Below are 16,554 nucleotides of genomic sequence, written 5' to 3' on the forward strand. Positions count from 1 at the left end.
GATGTTCGAGACGGTATTTCGAAAACTAGGGTTCGAATCTATTTTCGAACAGTTTCAGTGTAGCCCCCCTCGCGCAGGCGGGTTAACGGGGAATAATGAAGCCATGTGCGGCAGATACGTCATGGCCAAAGCCGTCGGCGACCTCGTGGCCGAATTCGACGTCCAGGAGTCCTACCTCGAGTCGATCGAGCCCAGCTACAACGTGGCCCCGACCGATCCAGTCCCGCTCATCCTCGACCGCCGCGATCGCGAAACGCGCGAGATCTCACGCAAGCTGGTCCTCTCACGCTGGGGGCTCGTCCCCTCCTGGGCGAAGGACACCAAGGGCGCGGCGAGGCTCATCAACGCGCGCATCGAAACCGTCACGGAGAAGCCTTCGTTCCGCAAGGCGGCCTCCCAGCGGCGGGGACTGCTCCCGTCGATGGGCTATTACGAATGGCAGAAGACCGAGACGGGCAAGATCCCGACGTTCCTCCACGGAGCGGAGCAGGAGACGCTCGCGTTCGCCGCGCTCTTCGAGAACTGGCCGAACCCCGCGCTGCCCGACGACCACCCAGAGAAATGGCTGCGCACCGCCACCATCATCACCAACGCGGCCTCGGACGCCATCGGGCACATCCACGACCGCACCCCGCTCATCGTGTCCCAGGACATGTGGGCTGACTGGCTCGACCCCGAGACCACGTCCGAGTCCGACGTGCGCGCGCTGCTCGACTCCATTCCCGAGCCGCACCTCGTGCCCCGGATCGTGGGCGACCGTGTCAACAGTGTCCGGAACAACGGCCCGGACCTCATAGACGCAGTCGAGGAGCCCCAGGGCGGCCTGTTCTCCTGAGCCGCGCTGAGCCGCGCGCCTGAGCCCTGGTGAGCCGCGCTCTCCGCCGAGCTCGCGGCCGCGCTCCCTGCAGCCCTACCTGCCCGGCTCGCCACTCGCTACTCCTCGAACCGGTAGCCTTGGCCCGCCTCCGTGATGAGGTGCCGAGGGCGCCCCGGATCGGCTTCGAGCTTGCGCCGCAGCTGGGCCATGTAGACCCGGAGGTACTGCGTCTCCTCGCTGTAGGCGGGTCCCCAGACGGTCTGCAGGAGCTGACGCTGGGTCACGAGGTTGCCGCGATTCGCGACCAGCATCTGCAGGACGCCCCATTCGCGGGGCGTGAGGTGGACCCGCTGCCCGTCGCGGGTGACGGTCGCGGCCCCGAGGTTGATGTGGAGCTCCCCCGCGTCGATGACGCCGCCAGTCGTGGCGTGGGAAGACCGGCGTTCGACGGCGCGCAGGCGGGCCAGCAGCTCATCGAGCCCGAACGGCTTCGTGACGTAGTCGTCGGCCCCGGCGTCGAGGGCCTCGACCTTGTCGGTCGAGCCGTGGCGGGCCGAGAGCACCACGATGGGCATGTCGGACCAGCCGCGGATGCCGCGGATCACCTCCGCGCCCTCCATGTCCGGCAGTCCGAGGTCGAGCACAAGGACATCGGGCGGGTTGGAAGACGAGACGCGCAGTGCTTCGTTGCCGTTCGTCGCGACCGCGACGGCGTAGCCCTCGGCGCGCAGATTGAGCTGGAGGGCCCGCAGGAGCTGGGGCTCGTCGTCGACCACCAGGACGCGCTTCATGCCAGCTCCCTCGCTTCTCTCTGACCTGCCGGGTTGGGATGCGGCGGCGCGACGCGAATCATCTCACTCACTCCCGCGGCCCAGCGTACAGCGGCATCCGCAGCACCATGGTGAGCCCACCACCAGGTGTCGGCTCGGCCGCCAGTTCCCCGTTCATCGCCTCGATGAAGCCCTTCGCGACGGCAAGTCCGAGGCCGATGCCAGGCCCCTTCTGCTCGTCGCCGAGCCGCTGGAACGGCTCGAACATCGCCATGACCCGCTCGGGAGGGATGCCCGTGCCGTGATCGACGACGCGCAGCTCGCTCACGGGGCGGTCCCCGATCGCCGGTCCGAGCAGGCCGCCCGCGGTCGCGACGACCACGATGTTGCTGCCCGCCGCGTACTTCACGGCGTTTTCGACGATGTTGGCGAGCGCCCGCTCGAGGAGCCCCCGGTCGCCGTCGACCGCGGGCAGGTTCGGGGCAAGGTCCACGCGCACGGCCTCGGGTGGGAGGTCGGCGAGCGCCTCGGAGACGACCTCGAGCCACGTCACTGGCTCGTGCAGCACGGTCACGGCGTCGCTCTCGATGCGGGACATGTCGAGGAGGTTGGCCACGAGCTTGTCGAGCCGACCCGAGTAGGAATCGATGGCCTCGAGCATCTCGGCTTGCTCGCCCGCAGTCATCTTGCCGCGCTGACGGCTCAGGGCAGTCGCCGCGAGCCGGATCCCGGCGAGCGGCGTGCGCAGGTCGTGCGAGACCGCTCGCAGGATCGAAGTCCGGATGCGGTTCGCCTCACCCAGCCGAATGGTCTCGCGGACGCTCGTCGCGAGCTCCTGCCGCTCGAGCAGCGCGGCCAGATGGGCTTCGAACGCGGCGAGGAGGCGGCGTTCACCGCCGCTGAGCGGGCGCCCGCGCCACGCGACGGTGAGCCCAGGCTCGAGGCGATCGGCGCCGTCGGCCTCCTCCGGGTGCGCCGGCGCGTCTTCGCCCGCCCGCGCCCTCACGGCCCACGAGCCGTCGCCGTTCTGGGCGAGGACGCTCACCGCGGCGAGTTGGAACTCGCCCCGGAGCTGCTCGAGGAACTCCTCCGCGCTCTGGTCCCGGGCCAGCGATCCGCGCGCTAGCTCGCTGAGCGTCCCAGCCTCGGTCCGGGCCCGCGCGGCGTCCTGCGAGCGCCGTGCCGAGACGCCCACGACGAGCGAGAAGGCCACGGCGACGGCCAGGAACACGACGAGGGCGAAGAAGTTCTGCGGATCGTCGATCGTGAGGCTGCCGATCGGCGGTGTGACGAAGTAGTTGAGCAGGATGGAGTCGAAGACTGCGGCGACCACAGCGGGCCAAAGCCCGCCCACGAACGCGACGGCCACGACGGCGCACAGGTGCGCGAGGGCCTGGGTCGTGAGGTTCAGCTGCGGGAACGGCAGGAGCGCCGCAGTCATCACGATCGGGAAGATGAACGCGAGTGCGTAGCCCACGATCGTCCGACGGCGGCCCAAGGCAGGCGTGAGCCGCAGCCTGGGAGCGCGGCCGGCAAGGGAGTGGGTCACCATGTGCACGTCGATCTCGCCGGAGTTCCGGACGACGGCGCTGCCCACGCCTCCGCGGCCGAGCAGCTGCTGGAGGCGTGAGTGCCGGGAGATGCCGACCACGATCTGCGTCGCGTTGACGCTCCGGGCGAAGTCGAGCAGGCTCGCCGCGACGTCGTCCCCGGCGAGCTGCTGATAACTGCCGCCGAGGTCCTCGACGAGCTTGCGCTGGGCAGCGAGAGACTTCTCCGAGCCCTCGCTGAGTCCGTCCGGGCGCCGGACATGGACGGCAAGCAGGTCGCCTCCGCTCACACGGGAGAGGATGCGCGCGGCGCGCCGAACGAGCGCCTCACCCTCCGGTCCGCCCGTGAGCGCGACGACGACGCGCTCGCGGGCGGGCCATGACTCGTCGATCCGGTGGCGCTGCCGGTATTCCGAGAGCCCCTCTTCGACCCGATCTGCGAGCCAGATGAGCGCGATCTCGCGCAGCGCTGACAGGTTGCCGAGCCGGAAGTAGTTGGCCAGGGCGGCATCGATCTTGTCCGGCGCGTACACGAGGCCAGAGCTGAGCCGCTGGCGCAGGAGTTCTGGCGGGATGTCGACGAGCTCGATCTGGTCGGCCCTGCGGACCACCGCATCCGGCACCATCTCCTGCTGACGTGTCCCGGTGATGGACTCCACGACGTCGTTGAGGGACGCGAGGTGCTGGACGTTGACGGTCGTGAGGACGTCGATCCCCGCGTTGAGGAGCTCCTCGACGTCCTGCCACCGCTTCTCGTTCCGGCTGCCGGGTGCGTTCGTGTGCGCGTATTCGTCGACGACCGCCGTATGCGGCCGGCGCTCGATGACGGCGTCGACGTCCATCTCGGGGAGCCGCGTCCCGCGGTACTCGACCATGCGCTGGGGCACGTGCTCGAGGCCCTCCGCGAGCGCCGCCGTCTGCGCCCGACCGTGGTCCATGACCACGGCGACGACGATGTCCGTGCCCGACGCCGCGAGCCTGTGGGCCTCTTCGAGCATCCCATAGGTCTTGCCGACGCCGGGCGCGGCGCCGAAGAAGATGCGCAGGCTCCCTCGATCCATGCCTTGATTCTTCCAGCTGGCCTACCTAAGGAGCGCGGCGACCGCGAGATTGAGCTTCGTGGTGTTGACCGCAGGCTGTCCGAGCAGGCTCAAGACTGGGTTGTTCGTCGCGTCGGCGACAAGCTGCTCGACCTGCGCCGTGCTCAGGCCCGTGGCCTTTGCCACACGCGGCACCTGGAGCTCGGCGTAGGCGGGCGAAATGTCCGGGTCGAGTCCCGACGCGGACGCGGTCACGGCGTCGAGCGGCACCGCCGACTCCGCGACCCCCTCCCGGGCCGCGATCGCCGTGCGGGCGTCAGACTCCGCCTTCGCGAGAGCCGGGTCTGACGGTCCGAGATTTGAAGCCCCAGACGTCGTCGGGTCCCATTTCACCGCGGACGGGCGCGGGAAGAAGAACCTGCTGTCCTTCTCTGGGACGGCCTGCACAATGAGCATCGACGCGGCCGGCTGGCCGTTGAGCTGCTCGATCGAGCCGTTCGCCTGCCGGGACGCGACGGCCTGCCCCACGCCGAACATGAAGAGTGGGTAGAGCACGCCGAGCAGGATCGTGGCGACGGCAAGGAAGCGGTACGCGGTGCCGAACTGTCGGAAATAGGCGCTCACGGTGCCTCCTAGTGCAGCCCCGGCACGACGGCCAGGAGCAGGTCGATGATCTTGATACCGATGAACGGGGCGATGAGCCCACCTACGCCGTAGATCAGCAGGTTCCGCCGCAGGGCCTGCTGCGCGGACACAGCGCGGTAGCGCACGCCGCGCAGGGCGAGCGGCACGAGGAGCACGATGATGATCGCGTTGAAGATGACCGCCGCCATGATGGCGCTCTTCGGACTCGTCAGGCCCATGATGTTCAGGAGGCTGAGGCCCGGGAACACCGCGACGAACAGGGCGGGGATGATCGCGAAGTACTTCGCGACATCGTTCGCGACCGAGAACGTGGTGAGCGAGCCGCGCGTGATGAGCAGCTGCTTGCCGATCGCCACCACGTCGATGAGCTTCGTCGGGTCCGAGTCGAGGTCCACCATGTTGGCGGCCTCCTTCGCGGCCTGCGTGCCCGAGTTCATCGCGACGCCGACGTCCGCGGCGGCCAGCGCCGGGGCGTCGTTTGTGCCGTCACCCGTCATCGCGACGAGCTGCCCTGCCTCCTGCTCCTGCCGGATGCGCGTGAGCTTGTCCTCTGGGGTCGCCTCGGCCATGTAGTCGTCCACGCCGGCCTCCTTCGCGATGGCGGCGGCGGTGAGCTTGTTGTCGCCCGTGATCATGACCGTGCGGATGCCCATGCGGCGCAGCGCGGCAAAACGGTCGGCGATCCCGGGCTTGACCACGTCGGCGAGGTGGACGGTGCCCAGCACGCGAGGACGGCCGCCGTCGTCCGACGCCACGACAAGCGGGGTGCCGCCGTCGTTCGCGATCGCATCGACGTCGTCCCGCACCCCAGGAGGCACGTCGCCTCCCAGCTCGCGGACCCAATGGGCGACGGCGGAGGCCGCACCCTTGCGGTAGCGCTGATGGCCGTCGTCGAGCCCGCTCATGCGGGTCGTCGCCGTGAACTCGACAGCCGTGACCTGGCCGCCGCGCAGCCGTGTGAGCTCGGCGAGATCCGGGCCGGTGGCTCCGCGCTCAGCGGCGAGGTCCACGATCGAGCGGCCCTCGGGTGTCTCGTCCGCGAGAGAGGAGAGGCGAGAGGCCTCGATGAACTCGCCCTCGGGCACCCCGGGCGCGGGCAGGAAGTTCACCGCGCGGCGGTTGCCGAACGTGATGGTGCCGGTCTTGTCGAGCAGGAGCGTCGTGATGTCGCCGGCGGTCTCGACCGCGCGGCCGCTCGTGGCGAGGACGTTGTGCCGCACGAGGCGGTCCATGCCCGCGATGCCGATCGCGGGGACGAGCGCCCCGATGGTCGTGGGGATGAGGCACACGAGCAAGGCCACGAGCACTACGGGCGAGGGGATCGCGCCCGCGAGGTTCGCGAACGGTACGAGCGCCGCGGTCACGACGAGGAAGACGATGGTGAGGGCAACGAGGAGGACGTGCAACGCGATCTCGTTCGGCGTCTTCTGCCGCTCGGCGCCCTCTACGAGCGCGATCATGCGGTCGATGAACGTCTGGCCTGGATCGGCCGTGATGCGCACGACGATCCGGTCGGAGATGACCTTCGTCCCACCAGTCACGGCCGAGCGGTCACCGCCGGACTCACGGATGACCGGGGCCGATTCGCCCGTGATGGCGGACTCGTCCACCATCGCGAGGCCTTCGACGATCTCGCCGTCCGAGGGGATCACGTCGCCGGTCTCGCAGACCACGAGGTCGCCCTTCCGGAGGTCCGGGGCCGGGACTGACTCATCGATCCCACCCTTCAACCGGCGCGCGATGAGCCCCTCGCGGCCCGCGCGGAGACTGTCCGCCTGAGCCTTGCCTCGGCCCTCGGCGAGGGCCTCGGAGAAGTTCGCGAAAAGGACCGTCAACAGCAGCCAGATGGTGATGACGAGGCTGAAGACGACGTCGGGGCTGCCCTGGGCGATTTGGACAACGCAGGCGATCGCAGAGACCACGGTGCCGAGGAGCACCGTGAACATGACCGGCGAGTGCCTCAGCTGGCGCGGGTCGAGCTTGACGAACGATTCGGGGATCGCGTCCAGGATCAGCTGGCGGTTGAACGCCTTGCGCCGCTTGTACGCGTGGCCGGACAGCTCCGTGACACGGGGGGCGGGCACGTGGCCTGGCGCGCCGTGCGGCGGGTTGGGCTGAGCCGGGGTGCTGTGTTTGGTGGGTGTGGTGGTCATCTGAGGGTTCCCTCTGCGATGGGTCCCAGCGCCAGGGCCGGGAAGTAGTTCAGGGCGGTGAAGAGGACCGCGACCGTGCCAAGCAGGCCGGCGAACAGCGGACCGTAGGTCGGGAGTGTGCCGGGCGAGGGCGGGATGGGCTCTTGCTGCGCGAAGCACCCGGCGAGGGCCAGGACCAGCAACATCGGCAGCACGCGGCCAAGCCACATCGCGACGTTGATGAGCGACGAGATGATCGGGTCCGAGGCGCTGAGGCCAGCGAAGGCCGAGCCGTTGTTGTTCGCGGCAGAGGTGAAGGCGTAGAGCAGCTCGCTGAACTGGTGCGGGCCTTGGGACGGTGCGTCCCCGACTACCGACGGGATCAGGACGGCGGCACCGGTCAGAGTGATCACCAGGACAGGGGTCACCAGGAGGTACAGCGCCGCGAGCGTCATGTGCCGAGCCTGGATCTTCTTGCCCAGATACTCAGGGGTGCGTCCCACCATGAGGCCGCCGAGGAACACGGCGACGATTGCGAGCACGAGCATGCCGTACAGTCCGGAACCCACGCCGCCGGGGGCGACCTCTCCGAGCATCATGTCGAACATCGCCATGCCGCCCGCGAGCGGTGGAAGCGAGTCGTGTGCGGCGTTGACTGCGCCCGTTGACGTCAGCGTCGTCGCGGTGGCGAAGATGCCGCTTGCCGCGGGGCCGAAGCGCTGCTCCAGGCCCTCGCCGAGGCTCGGCCAGGCCGCGATGGCCCACGCCATCAAGCTCTCGGTGATCAGCCACAGCGCGCCCATGACCGTCAGGATCGTGTAGCCCTGCTTCTTGCTGCCGACGATGCGCCCGAATGTATACGGGAGCGAGAACGGGATCATCAGGAGGAGGAAGACTTCGAAGATGTTCGTGAACGCGTTGGGGTTCTCGAACGGGTGGGCGGAGTTCGCGTTGAAGTACCCGCCGCCGTTCGTACCCAGGATCTTGATGGCCTCCTGGCTCGCGACCGGCCCTCCGGGGATAGTCTGCGAGACCCCCGTGAGCGGGTTGGCGACGGAGGTGGGCCAGAAGTTCTGCACGATACCCGCGACGATGAGCACGGCCGCGGCGATAGCCGCGAGCGGGAGCAGCACGCGGAATGTCAGGCGCGTCATATCGACCCAGAAGTTGCCGAGCGAGTCTGTCCCCTTGCGGGCAAAGCCGCGGATGAGGGCGAAGACGACTGCGACGCCGATTGCGGCAGAAGCGAAGTTCTGAACAGCGAGGAAAGCCATCTGGATGACGAATCCGACGGTCGACTCCGGCGTGTAGGCCTGCCAGTTCGTGTTGGTGATGAACGAGATGGCCGTGTTCATCGCCACCCACGGGTCCACGCCCGCGACCTGGCCCCCGGAGAGCAGCGGCTGAACTCTTTGGGCGACATACAGAAGGATGACGCCGGCGACCGAGAGCGCGACCATGCTGCGCGCGTAGGCCTTCCACGTCTGCGAGCTGTCCGGGCTCACGCCTGTGGCCTTGTAGATCCAGCGTTCGAAGCGAAGATGGCGGTCGCCGTCTGCGACCCTGGCGAGGTAAGCGCCCAGAGGGCGGTGGACAGCGGCCAGGGCGACGATGAGGACTGCGATCTGGGTGATGAAGGAGAGGAAACTGAACTGCATGGCTCACTTGCCTCCGGGCCGGAACAGCTGATCCACGAGATAGATGCACAGAACGAGGGCCAGCAAGCCCAGCAGCGCCCAGGCGATGACCTCGGCGCTCACTTGCGATCCACCAACTTCGACAGCCCGGACGTGGCCCACATCACTAGGCCCGCGAGCACGATAAAGATCGCCACGACGGCTACGTCGGCCATGACAGGCCCCTTTCACGGCCGCACCCTGCGGCCTGTGGAATCAGTGAAACGCCGGCATCCGGCGCGCAAGGGCGCCTTGACGCCGTCCTTACGTCCGCGGGCCTGACCTTTACAGGTCCTTGATATGCAACCCCTGACGCCGGCAGGAGCCCGGAGGTCAGATTCTCCCGGGCATAGCGTGGGAAGCCGCCCCGTTGGGGTAAGGAGCGGATAAGGCAGTGCCCAGACGGCCTGCCTCGCCCCGTACTAAGCCGAGAAGGAGAAGGAGTCGCTATGCCCCGCATCCCCGTCCACACGATCGACAGCGCGCCGGATCAGTCCCGGCCGCACGCCGAACGGCTCGAGCGGAAGATGGGCAAGCTCATGAACATCCACGCCGAGATGGCCCACTCCCCCGTGGTGATCGCGGCGTACCAGGGCATCCAACAGGCCATCGCCGAGCACGGAACCTTCGATGCCCGCACGCGCGAGGCCATCGCGCTGGCCGTCGGCAATCAGAACGACTGCCAGTACTGCCAGGCCGCGCACACGATCTCCGCGCGGAAGGCCGGCCTCTCGGACGAACAGATCCTCGCCCTTCGCGCCGGAGAGGTCGGCTTCGACGATCGTCTCGCGACGCTCACCGAGGTGGCCCGCGCGGCCGCGGCGGACACGGGCAACGTGCCCGAAGCGGTCTGGCAGGCCGCGCTCGACGCGGGGTGGACGAGCGAGGAGCTCACGGAGACGTTCGCGCACATCGCGGTCAACCTCTACACGAACTACTTCAACCACTACGCGCACACCGAACTCGACGTGCCGGCGGCCGAGCCGCTCAGCGCGTGAGCTAGTCGCGCACCCACAACGGATGCCCCGGCCTGAGCGCCGGGGCATCCGTGCGTCCGGGGCCAGCGGGCGCAGGGTGCCGTCAGCGACGATAGGCCTCGATCGCAGCGGCAATCGCGATATCCTCATCGAGGCCGCGTCCGCGTACCCGACCTTCCGACCGCGCCTCGAGAGGCCCTGCGAAAGCTCACATGAACAACAAAGCCGCCCGCCCGTTCGCCCGACCGGAGACCGTCCTGTGAGTCCGATGTCCGTAGCCGCCTATCTGCCGTCGCCCACGGTCAACGCGATCAAGCTGGGCCCCCTCTCGATCCACTTCTACGCGCTCTGCATCCTCGCAGGCATCGTGTTCGCGTGGTGGCTCACCGAGCGGAGGTGGGTCAGCCGAGGCGGCAAGTCGGGCCAGGCGCTCGACATCTCGCTCTGGGCGGTGCCGTTCGGGATCGTCGGAGGCCGCATCTACCACGTCATCACGGACCCGGAGCTGTACTTCCTTCCCGGCAAGAATCCATGGAACGCGTTCGCCATCTGGGACGGCGGCCTCGGGATCTGGGGCGCGATCGCGCTGGGCGGCCTCGGCGCCTGGATCGGCTGCCGGCGCGCCAAGGTGTCCCTCCCCGCGTTCGCCGACGCGCTCGCCCCGGGTCTCCTGTTCGCGCAGGCCCTCGGCCGGCTCGGCAACTGGTTCAACAACGAGCTGTACGGCGATCCGACCACGCTCCCGTGGGGCCTCGAGATCCACCAGATGGACCCCAGCACCGGGTCTGCGGCGCTCAGCCCCGACGGGACGCCGGTCGTCCTGGGCTATTTCCAGCCGACCTTCCTCTATGAGGCCCTTTGGAGCACGATCGGCGGCATCGTGATCCTTGTGCTCGCGCGGCGCTTCCGGCTCCCGCGAGGAGCGGAGTTCTCGCTCTACGTCATGATCTACACGGCTGGCCGTTTCGTGGTGGAGCTCATGCGCTCGGACTACGCGAACCTCATTCTCGGGCTCCGCGTCAACACGTGGGTGGCGGGGCTCGTCTTCCTGGGCGGCGCCGTGGCCTTCGTCCTCGTCATGCTGCGCGCCCGCCGAAGTCCTGCTGCGGCAGGCGCCGACACCGAGGCGACTGAGTCCTCCCGGACAGCGGACGACGACGACGACTCGCCCCGAGCGTCCCGGACGGCGGACGACGGCGACGGCTCGCCCCGAGCGTCCGAGTCGCCTGCGCAGCCGAACTCCGACGCCTCGCCTTCCGAGGGCTAGGCGAAGGGTCTTGGCAAGCGGCGAGAGGCTTTCACGGCGGCTCGGGCTGACCGACGCGGTCGTGATCGGCCTCGGCTCGATGATCGGGGCCGGCGTGTTCGCCGTGTTCGGTCCAGCCGCCCGCGCCGCAGGCCCATGGCTGCTCGCGGGCCTCGCCATCGCCGCGCTCGTGGCCTACTGCAATGCCGTAGCCTCGGCGCAGCTCGCCGCAGCCTACCCGACCTCGGGTGGAACGTACGTCTACGGGCGTGAGCGCCTCGGCCCGTGGTGGGGCTTCACGGCGGGGTGGGGCTTCGTGATTGGGAAGACGGCCTCCTGCGCGGCCATGGCCCTCACGTTCGCCACCTACGCCGTCCCGGGTCCGGAGTGGCTCCGGCGCGTCATCGCCGTCCTCGGCGTCCTCGGTCTGGCGGGTCTCAACTACCGCGGCGTCACGAAGACCGCCGCCCTCACCCGAATCCTCGTGTCCATCACGCTCGCGTGCCTCGCCGTCCTCGTGGTGGGGATCTGGCTGAGCCCGCACACGAGCCTCGCGAACATCGCGGCGACAGGTCCGGCCGGTTCGGGAAGCGTCTATGGCGTGCTCCAGGCGGCCGGACTCCTTTTCTTCGCCTTCGCGGGCTACGCGCGCATCGCCACGATGGGCGAGGAGGTCCGCGATCCGCGCACGACGATCCCCCGGGCGATCCCGCTCGCGCTGGGCATCGCCGTCGTCGTCTATGCGCTGGTCGGGGTGGCCGCCCTCGCGGCCGTCGGGTCCGCCGGCCTGGCCGGCTCGCCCGCGCCGCTCGCGGATGCCGTCCGAGCGGTCGGCGCGGCCGAACTGTCGCCTATTGTGCGCCTTGGCGGGGCCGTCGCGAGCCTCGGCGCCCTGCTCGCGCTGATCGCCGGCATCGGGCGCACGAGCCTCGCGATGGCCCGGGAGCGAGACCTCCCGAGCTGGCTCGCGGCGGTCCACCCGACGCACAGGGTGCCTCATCACGCGGAGCTCGCGCTCGCCGTCGTCGTGAGCGTCCTCGTCTTGACCACCGACCTGCGCGGGGTGATTGGCTTCTCATCCTTCGGCGTCCTGGTCTACTACGCCGTGGCCAACGCGGCGGCGTTCACGCAGCCTGCGGCGGACCGGCGGTGGCCTCGCGCGCTCAACGTCGTAGGGGCGGCGGCGTGCCTTGTGCTCGTGGCGAGCCTCCCCGCGGGATCTGTGGTGGCCGGGCTCGTGATGTTCGCCGTAGGCCTGCTAGGCCGCACCGCGGTGCTGCGCGCCCGTCGCGCCCGCGGCGGCGCGTAGGCTGGGATACCGATCCGGAATACCCGAGCGGTCGCCGCGGTTTCCGAAAAAAGAGACCCACACACTCCCGAAGGAGCACGCTGATGCACGAGTTCACCCCCGCCGACGGCACCATCACGATGTTCTCCACGAGCTGGTGCGGCTACTGCAACCGGCTCAAGAAGCAGCTGGACGCCAAGGGCATCGGCTACACCGAGGTGAACATCGAGGAAGTCGCCGGAACGGCCGAGCTCGTGGAGCAGATTAACGGCGGCAACCGCACGGTCCCGACCGTCATCTTCCCGGACGGCACCGCCGCGACCAACCCCTCGGCGGCCCAGGTCAAGGAGAAGCTCGGCGTCTGACCGCGCGCTAGCGCTGCCCGGGCCGGCCCCTTTGAAAGGATGCGGCGGCTCCCGCCGGGGCACGCCGCGTCCGGCGCGGATCCGTCGGCACTAGGAGACAGCGGGAGCCGCCGGCTCGAGGCGTACGACGACGGACTTGGACGCGGGCGTGTTGCTCACCTCTGCGGTCGACTCGAGCGGGACGAGCACGTTGGCCTCGGGGAAGTACGTCGCGACGCAGCCCCTCGCCGTCGGGTACGAGACGATCCGCAGCCCGCGCAGGGCGCGGTCCACGCCGTCGTCCGCCTCGCTGTGGACATCCACGTGCTCGCCGTCCACGAGCCCGAGGTCGGCGAGGTCCTCGGGATTCACGAACAGCACGTGCCGACCCTTGTGGATGCCGCGATAACGGTCGTTGAGGCCGTACATCGTGGTGTTGAACTGGTCATGGGACCGGACGGACTGGAGCAGCAGCCGCCCCTCCGGGACCCGGATCGTCTCGAGCTCGTTGACCGTGAGGACCGCCTTCCCGGTGGCGGTCGGGAAACGGCGCTCGTCCCGCGGCGGGTGCGCGAGCATGAAGCCCCCCGGCTGACGGATGCGGACGTTGTAGTCCTCGCAGCCAGCGCACACATGCCCGATGTGCTCGCGCACGGTGTCGTAGTCGCGCTCGAAGCCGGCCCAGTCGACCGCGTGGTCCGGGCCGAGGACCGCCCTCGCGAGCCTGCTCACGATCGCGACCTCGGACAGGGCGTCCCGGGAGACGGGCTCGACCCGACCCGCCGAGGGATGCACCGCGCACACGGTGTCTTCGACACTCACGAACTGCGGGCCGGACGCCTGGAGATCGATCTCGGTGCGGCCGAGCGTCGGGAGGATGAGCGCCTCCTCCCCCACGAACGCGTGCGAACGGTTGAGCTTCGTCGAGATGCTCACGCTGAGGCGGGCACCGCACAGCGCCGCCTCGGCGACGGCTGTGTCCGAGATGGCCGAAACCAGGTTCCCGCCGAGCGCAACGAACGCCCTGACCTTGCCGTCACGCAGCGCCTGGATGCTCTGCACCGCGTCGAGCCCTGGGTGGCGCGGCGGATCGAAGCCGAACTCGCGGTGGAGCGCGTCGAGGAACGCGGGGGGCATCTTCTCCCAGATGCCCATGGTCCGGTCGCCCTGCACGTTGCTGTGGCCGCGGATCGGCGAGGGCCCGGCGCCCGGCTTGCCGATGTTGCCGCGCAGGAGCAAGAGGTTGATGATCTCCCTGATGGTCGCCACAGCCTTCTTGTGCTGCGTGAGACCCATGGCCCACGTGATGATGACCCGGTCGGCCGCGAGGTAGCGCGCCGCAAGCTCGTCGATCTCGGCATCGGCGAGGCCGGTCGCCGCGCGGACCTCGTCGTCGTCGACCTGCGCAAGGTGCGCGGTGAGGGCCTCGAGACCCTCGCAGTGCTCCTCGAGGAAGGCGTGGTCCAGGACCGTGCCGGGGGCTGCGGCCTCAGCCGCGAGGACGCGCTTCGAAAGCGCCTGGAGCAAGGCCATGTCTCCCGCGAGGCGGATCTGCAGGAATTGGTCGGCCAGGTCGGTGCCGTGCCCGATCAGCCCGCGAGGGCGCTGCGGGTTCTTGAAGTTGATGAGCCCGGCCTCGGGCAGCGGATTGACGGCCACGATCTGGGCGCCGGCCAGCTTGGCCTCCTCGAGCGCGGTGAGCATGCGGGGATGGCACGTGCCCGGGTTCTGGCCCATGATGATGATCAGATCGGCCTTCGCGAAGTCGGTATACGTCACGGCGCTCTTCCCCACGCCGATCGTCTGGGCCATCGCGGCTCCCGTGGACTCATGGCACATGTTCGAGCAGTCGGGCAGGTTGTTCGTCCCGAACGCCCGGACGAAGAGCTGGTACGCGAACGCTGCCTCGTTGCTCGTGCGCCCGCTCGTGTAGAACGTGGCCTGGTCCGGCGAGTCGAGGGCGTTGAGCTCACGGGCGATAATCCCGAAGGCGTCGTCCCACGTCACGGGGTGGTAGTGATCAGTGCCGGCTGGCTTGTAGACCGGCTCGACGAGTCTCCCCTGCTGCCCCAGCCAGTACTCGGTGCGCTCGCGGAGCTCGCTGACCGGATGCGCCGCCCAGAAGTCGCTGTCGATCCGGAGCGGCTCCGCCTCCCAGGTGACTGCCTTCGCTCCGTTCTCGCAGAACTCGGCGACCTTGCGGTCCGGCGGGTCCGGCCACGCGCAGCTCATGCAGTCGAACCCGTCCTTCTGGTTGAGGTTCGCGAGCGTCGCGGCCGCGCGGCCCGGTCCCATGCGGCTGAGCGCGAGCGGGATCGTCTCGGTCAGACTTGGAAGCCCAGCCGCACTGCGTCGCGGCGGCCCGACTTCCAGCTCGGCGTCGGTGACGTCGTCGTGAATCGGCTTCCTGGCCATGCCAGAGGACACCTCTCCCGAGACCCCGGGGCGGGCCCCGTACCCCTCCGGTCTAGCACCCGAGGCAGAGCGAGGGCAATGACTTCGGGGGCTCCGGGCTGGGGGACGGCAGCGACGACGACGGGGCGACTTATCGCCGGAACGTCACGTGCACGACGCCGCTCTCGGCCGTCTCCGTGGTGACCTCGTAGCCCGACTCGAAGCCGCGCAGGTCGTCCCAGATCCGGATGCCGCGCCCCAGCAGGATCGGCGCGATGGCGACATGGAACTGGTCGACGAGCCCGGCTTTGAGGAAGTCGCGAGCCACGGTGGCTCCCCCGCCGATCCGGACGTCCTTGCCGTCGGCAACGGCAAGGGCGCGATCGAGCGCCTCCTGCGGGGTGGCCGACAGGAAGTGGAACGTTGTGCCGCCGGCCATCTCGATCGAAGGCCGCGGAGCGTGCGTGAGGACGAACACCGGCACGCGGAAAGGAGGCTCGTCGCCCCACCAGCCCTGCCAGTCTGGATCGTCCGGGAAGTTGTGCAGGCCGAACATCCCCGCACCCATGATCTCCGCGCCCACCTCCGCGAAGTACGCCTCTCCGTACTTGTCGTCGACTCCGGTGGTGCCCTCCCCCGAGGGGTCGTGCAGCACCCGTTCACGGAAGGTACGGGTGGCCACGTAGGCGGCAACCAGCCGCGACCAGTCTTCCCCCATCGGGTTCTCCGCCGTCTGATCCGTCGTCGTCGCGAATCCGTCGAGCGAGATATTGAGGTCCACGCGTACGGCCATGAGAGGCTCCATCCCCAAGCGATTGCAGTCCGCACTCACCCTAGTTGAGGCATAGGCGCTGTCAAGAAACCGCCGCCGCCCCACGCTCGGGCGCGGATCCGGGACGCCGTCTACGACGCCGTCTACGCGGTCGGCACGCGGCGCGGGGAGGCCAGCGCCCCGCGGTCCCGGTACATCGCGAGCAGCGCCGCCTCGACGTCGTCGACCGTGAGGCCTGGCACGAGCTCGTCGGCCGCACCGGCCGTCGACGGTTCGAACGGAAGCCCCAGCGCCCGGTACACGTCGGTCAGGACGGCGCGAACCGGCTCGGCGTCGCTCACCACGAAGACGGATGAGAACAGCCAGGCCCCGGCGACCACGCGCTGGGCCGTCCCGACGAGCTTGACTGGCGCTGCCGCCGTCGAGCGCGCCCCCGGAACGCCATGAACGCTGTATTCGCCCGGGCAGTACTCCCCCGGGATTTCGCCGACGCGCGCATCGAGCCCGAGCGTGCGCAGCGCCCCCGCGTAGAGCCCGCCGAAGACCTCGAACCGTCCCTTGTGGCCCACCATCGCCTCCGCGGCCGGCTCGATGTGGTCCACGATGAGCGTGCCCTCGTGGTACGCCGCGGCGCGCCCGCCAGCCTTGCGCACCACGGGCGCGAAGCCCCGCGCGAGCGCCGCGGAGCGCGCCTCCTCGAAACCGGGGAGCCGCGTGTCGCGCTGGCCGAAAGCCATGGTCGGCCGGGGTCGGTACAGTCGCAGGGTGGGCCCCCGCAGCCCTCGTTTGACCTCGTCGAGCAGGAGCGCGGCGCGGTCGAGCTGGGCCTCGGGGTCCCTCGCATCGAGGTCCTCGATCAGCGCGAGCGGTGCCGCTCCGCCGTCGTTCCATTCAGCCATTGAC

13 protein-coding genes are annotated in these 16,554 nt (G+C 69.4%); 5 read left to right on the top strand and 8 right to left on the bottom strand.

Features of this window, described 5'->3' with window-relative positions:
• Positions 1-103 precede the first annotated feature (103 nt).
• Entirely contained in the window at positions 104-835 is a 732-nt protein-coding gene (locus E6A26_RS07600) for an SOS response-associated peptidase (protein ID WP_136610593.1), read from the top strand.
• 98 nt (positions 836-933) lie between these two features.
• On the opposite strand, the gene E6A26_RS07605 is transcribed toward E6A26_RS07600, so the two are convergent.
• From E6A26_RS07605 to kdpA, 5 genes are all read right to left on the bottom strand, one after another.
• On the bottom strand, positions 934-1,608 hold the full coding sequence (locus E6A26_RS07605; RefSeq protein WP_136610594.1) for a response regulator: 675 nt from the start codon (positions 1,606-1,608) through the stop codon (positions 934-936).
• A 67-nt stretch (positions 1,609-1,675) separates the two neighbouring features.
• Positions 1,676-4,198, bottom strand: a complete 2,523-nt coding sequence (locus E6A26_RS07610; RefSeq protein WP_136610595.1) for a DUF4118 domain-containing protein — start codon at positions 4,196-4,198, stop codon at positions 1,676-1,678.
• Positions 4,199-4,219: 21 nt separating this feature from the next.
• Positions 4,220-4,801 (bottom strand): K(+)-transporting ATPase subunit C, encoded by a 582-nt coding sequence (kdpC, locus tag E6A26_RS07615; protein ID WP_136610596.1) that lies wholly within the window; start codon positions 4,799-4,801, stop codon positions 4,220-4,222.
• 8 nt (positions 4,802-4,809) lie between these two features.
• Positions 4,810-6,975, bottom strand: coding sequence for a potassium-transporting ATPase subunit KdpB (gene kdpB, locus E6A26_RS07620; RefSeq protein WP_136610597.1), 2,166 nt, complete (start codon positions 6,973-6,975; stop codon positions 4,810-4,812).
• On the bottom strand, positions 6,972-8,612 hold the full coding sequence (kdpA, locus tag E6A26_RS07625; protein WP_136610598.1) for a potassium-transporting ATPase subunit KdpA: 1,641 nt from the start codon (positions 8,610-8,612) through the stop codon (positions 6,972-6,974). Before kdpA ends, kdpB begins: the two co-directional genes overlap by 4 nt.
• A 467-nt stretch (positions 8,613-9,079) precedes the next feature.
• On the opposite strand from kdpA, the gene E6A26_RS07630 reads away from it, so the two are divergent.
• The 4 genes from E6A26_RS07630 (at position 9,080) to E6A26_RS07645 (ending at position 12,506) form a co-directional block, all read left to right on the top strand.
• Entirely contained in the window at positions 9,080-9,628 is a 549-nt protein-coding gene (locus E6A26_RS07630) for a carboxymuconolactone decarboxylase family protein (RefSeq protein ID WP_136610599.1), read from the top strand.
• Positions 9,629-9,875: 247 nt separating this feature from the next.
• Positions 9,876-10,874, top strand: a complete 999-nt coding sequence (gene lgt / locus E6A26_RS07635) for a prolipoprotein diacylglyceryl transferase (RefSeq protein ID WP_136610600.1) — start codon at positions 9,876-9,878, stop codon at positions 10,872-10,874.
• A 10-nt stretch (positions 10,875-10,884) separates the two neighbouring features.
• Positions 10,885-12,162 (top strand): APC family permease, encoded by a 1,278-nt coding sequence (locus tag E6A26_RS07640; protein WP_136610601.1) that lies wholly within the window; start codon positions 10,885-10,887, stop codon positions 12,160-12,162.
• A gap of 83 nt (positions 12,163-12,245) precedes the next feature.
• Entirely contained in the window at positions 12,246-12,506 is a 261-nt protein-coding gene (locus tag E6A26_RS07645; protein ID WP_136610602.1) for a mycoredoxin, read from the top strand.
• 90 nt (positions 12,507-12,596) lie between these two features.
• Here the strand turns inward: E6A26_RS07645 and E6A26_RS07650 are convergent, their stop codons facing one another.
• The 3 genes from E6A26_RS07650 to E6A26_RS07660 form a co-directional block, all read right to left on the bottom strand.
• On the bottom strand, positions 12,597-14,900 hold the full coding sequence (locus E6A26_RS07650) for an FdhF/YdeP family oxidoreductase (protein WP_136610603.1): 2,304 nt from the start codon (positions 14,898-14,900) through the stop codon (positions 12,597-12,599).
• A 130-nt stretch (positions 14,901-15,030) separates the two neighbouring features.
• Positions 15,031-15,672: a dihydrofolate reductase family protein gene (locus E6A26_RS07655; RefSeq protein WP_136610604.1), complete on the bottom strand. Its 642-nt coding sequence runs from the start codon at positions 15,670-15,672 to the stop codon at positions 15,031-15,033.
• A gap of 122 nt (positions 15,673-15,794) precedes the next feature.
• Positions 15,795-16,550 (bottom strand): lipoate--protein ligase family protein, encoded by a 756-nt coding sequence (locus tag E6A26_RS07660; protein ID WP_136610605.1) that lies wholly within the window; start codon positions 16,548-16,550, stop codon positions 15,795-15,797.
• Positions 16,551-16,554: the final 4 nt, after the last annotated feature.

Source organism: Sinomonas albida (assembly GCF_004919045.1).
Classification (GTDB): domain Bacteria; phylum Actinomycetota; class Actinomycetes; order Actinomycetales; family Micrococcaceae; genus Sinomonas; species Sinomonas albida.

Coding starts and splice junctions, on each gene's coding strand:
- E6A26_RS07600 (WP_136610593.1), top strand. CDS start 104: ATGTGCGGCAGATACGTCATGGCCAAAGCCGTCGGCGACCTCGTGGCC.
- E6A26_RS07605 (WP_136610594.1), bottom strand. CDS start 1,608: ATGAAGCGCGTCCTGGTGGTCGACGACGAGCCCCAGCTCCTGCGGGCC.
- E6A26_RS07610 (WP_136610595.1), bottom strand. CDS start 4,198: ATGGATCGAGGGAGCCTGCGCATCTTCTTCGGCGCCGCGCCCGGCGTC.
- kdpB (WP_136610597.1), bottom strand. CDS start 6,975: ATGACCACCACACCCACCAAACACAGCACCCCGGCTCAGCCCAACCCG.
- kdpA (WP_136610598.1), bottom strand. CDS start 8,612: ATGCAGTTCAGTTTCCTCTCCTTCATCACCCAGATCGCAGTCCTCATC.
- E6A26_RS07630 (WP_136610599.1), top strand. CDS start 9,080: ATGCCCCGCATCCCCGTCCACACGATCGACAGCGCGCCGGATCAGTCC.
- lgt (WP_136610600.1), top strand. CDS start 9,876: ATGTCCGTAGCCGCCTATCTGCCGTCGCCCACGGTCAACGCGATCAAG.
- E6A26_RS07645 (WP_136610602.1), top strand. CDS start 12,246: ATGCACGAGTTCACCCCCGCCGACGGCACCATCACGATGTTCTCCACG.
- E6A26_RS07650 (WP_136610603.1), bottom strand. CDS start 14,900: ATGGCCAGGAAGCCGATTCACGACGACGTCACCGACGCCGAGCTGGAA.
- E6A26_RS07655 (WP_136610604.1), bottom strand. CDS start 15,672: ATGGCCGTACGCGTGGACCTCAATATCTCGCTCGACGGATTCGCGACG.
- E6A26_RS07660 (WP_136610605.1), bottom strand. CDS start 16,550: ATGGCTGAATGGAACGACGGCGGAGCGGCACCGCTCGCGCTGATCGAG.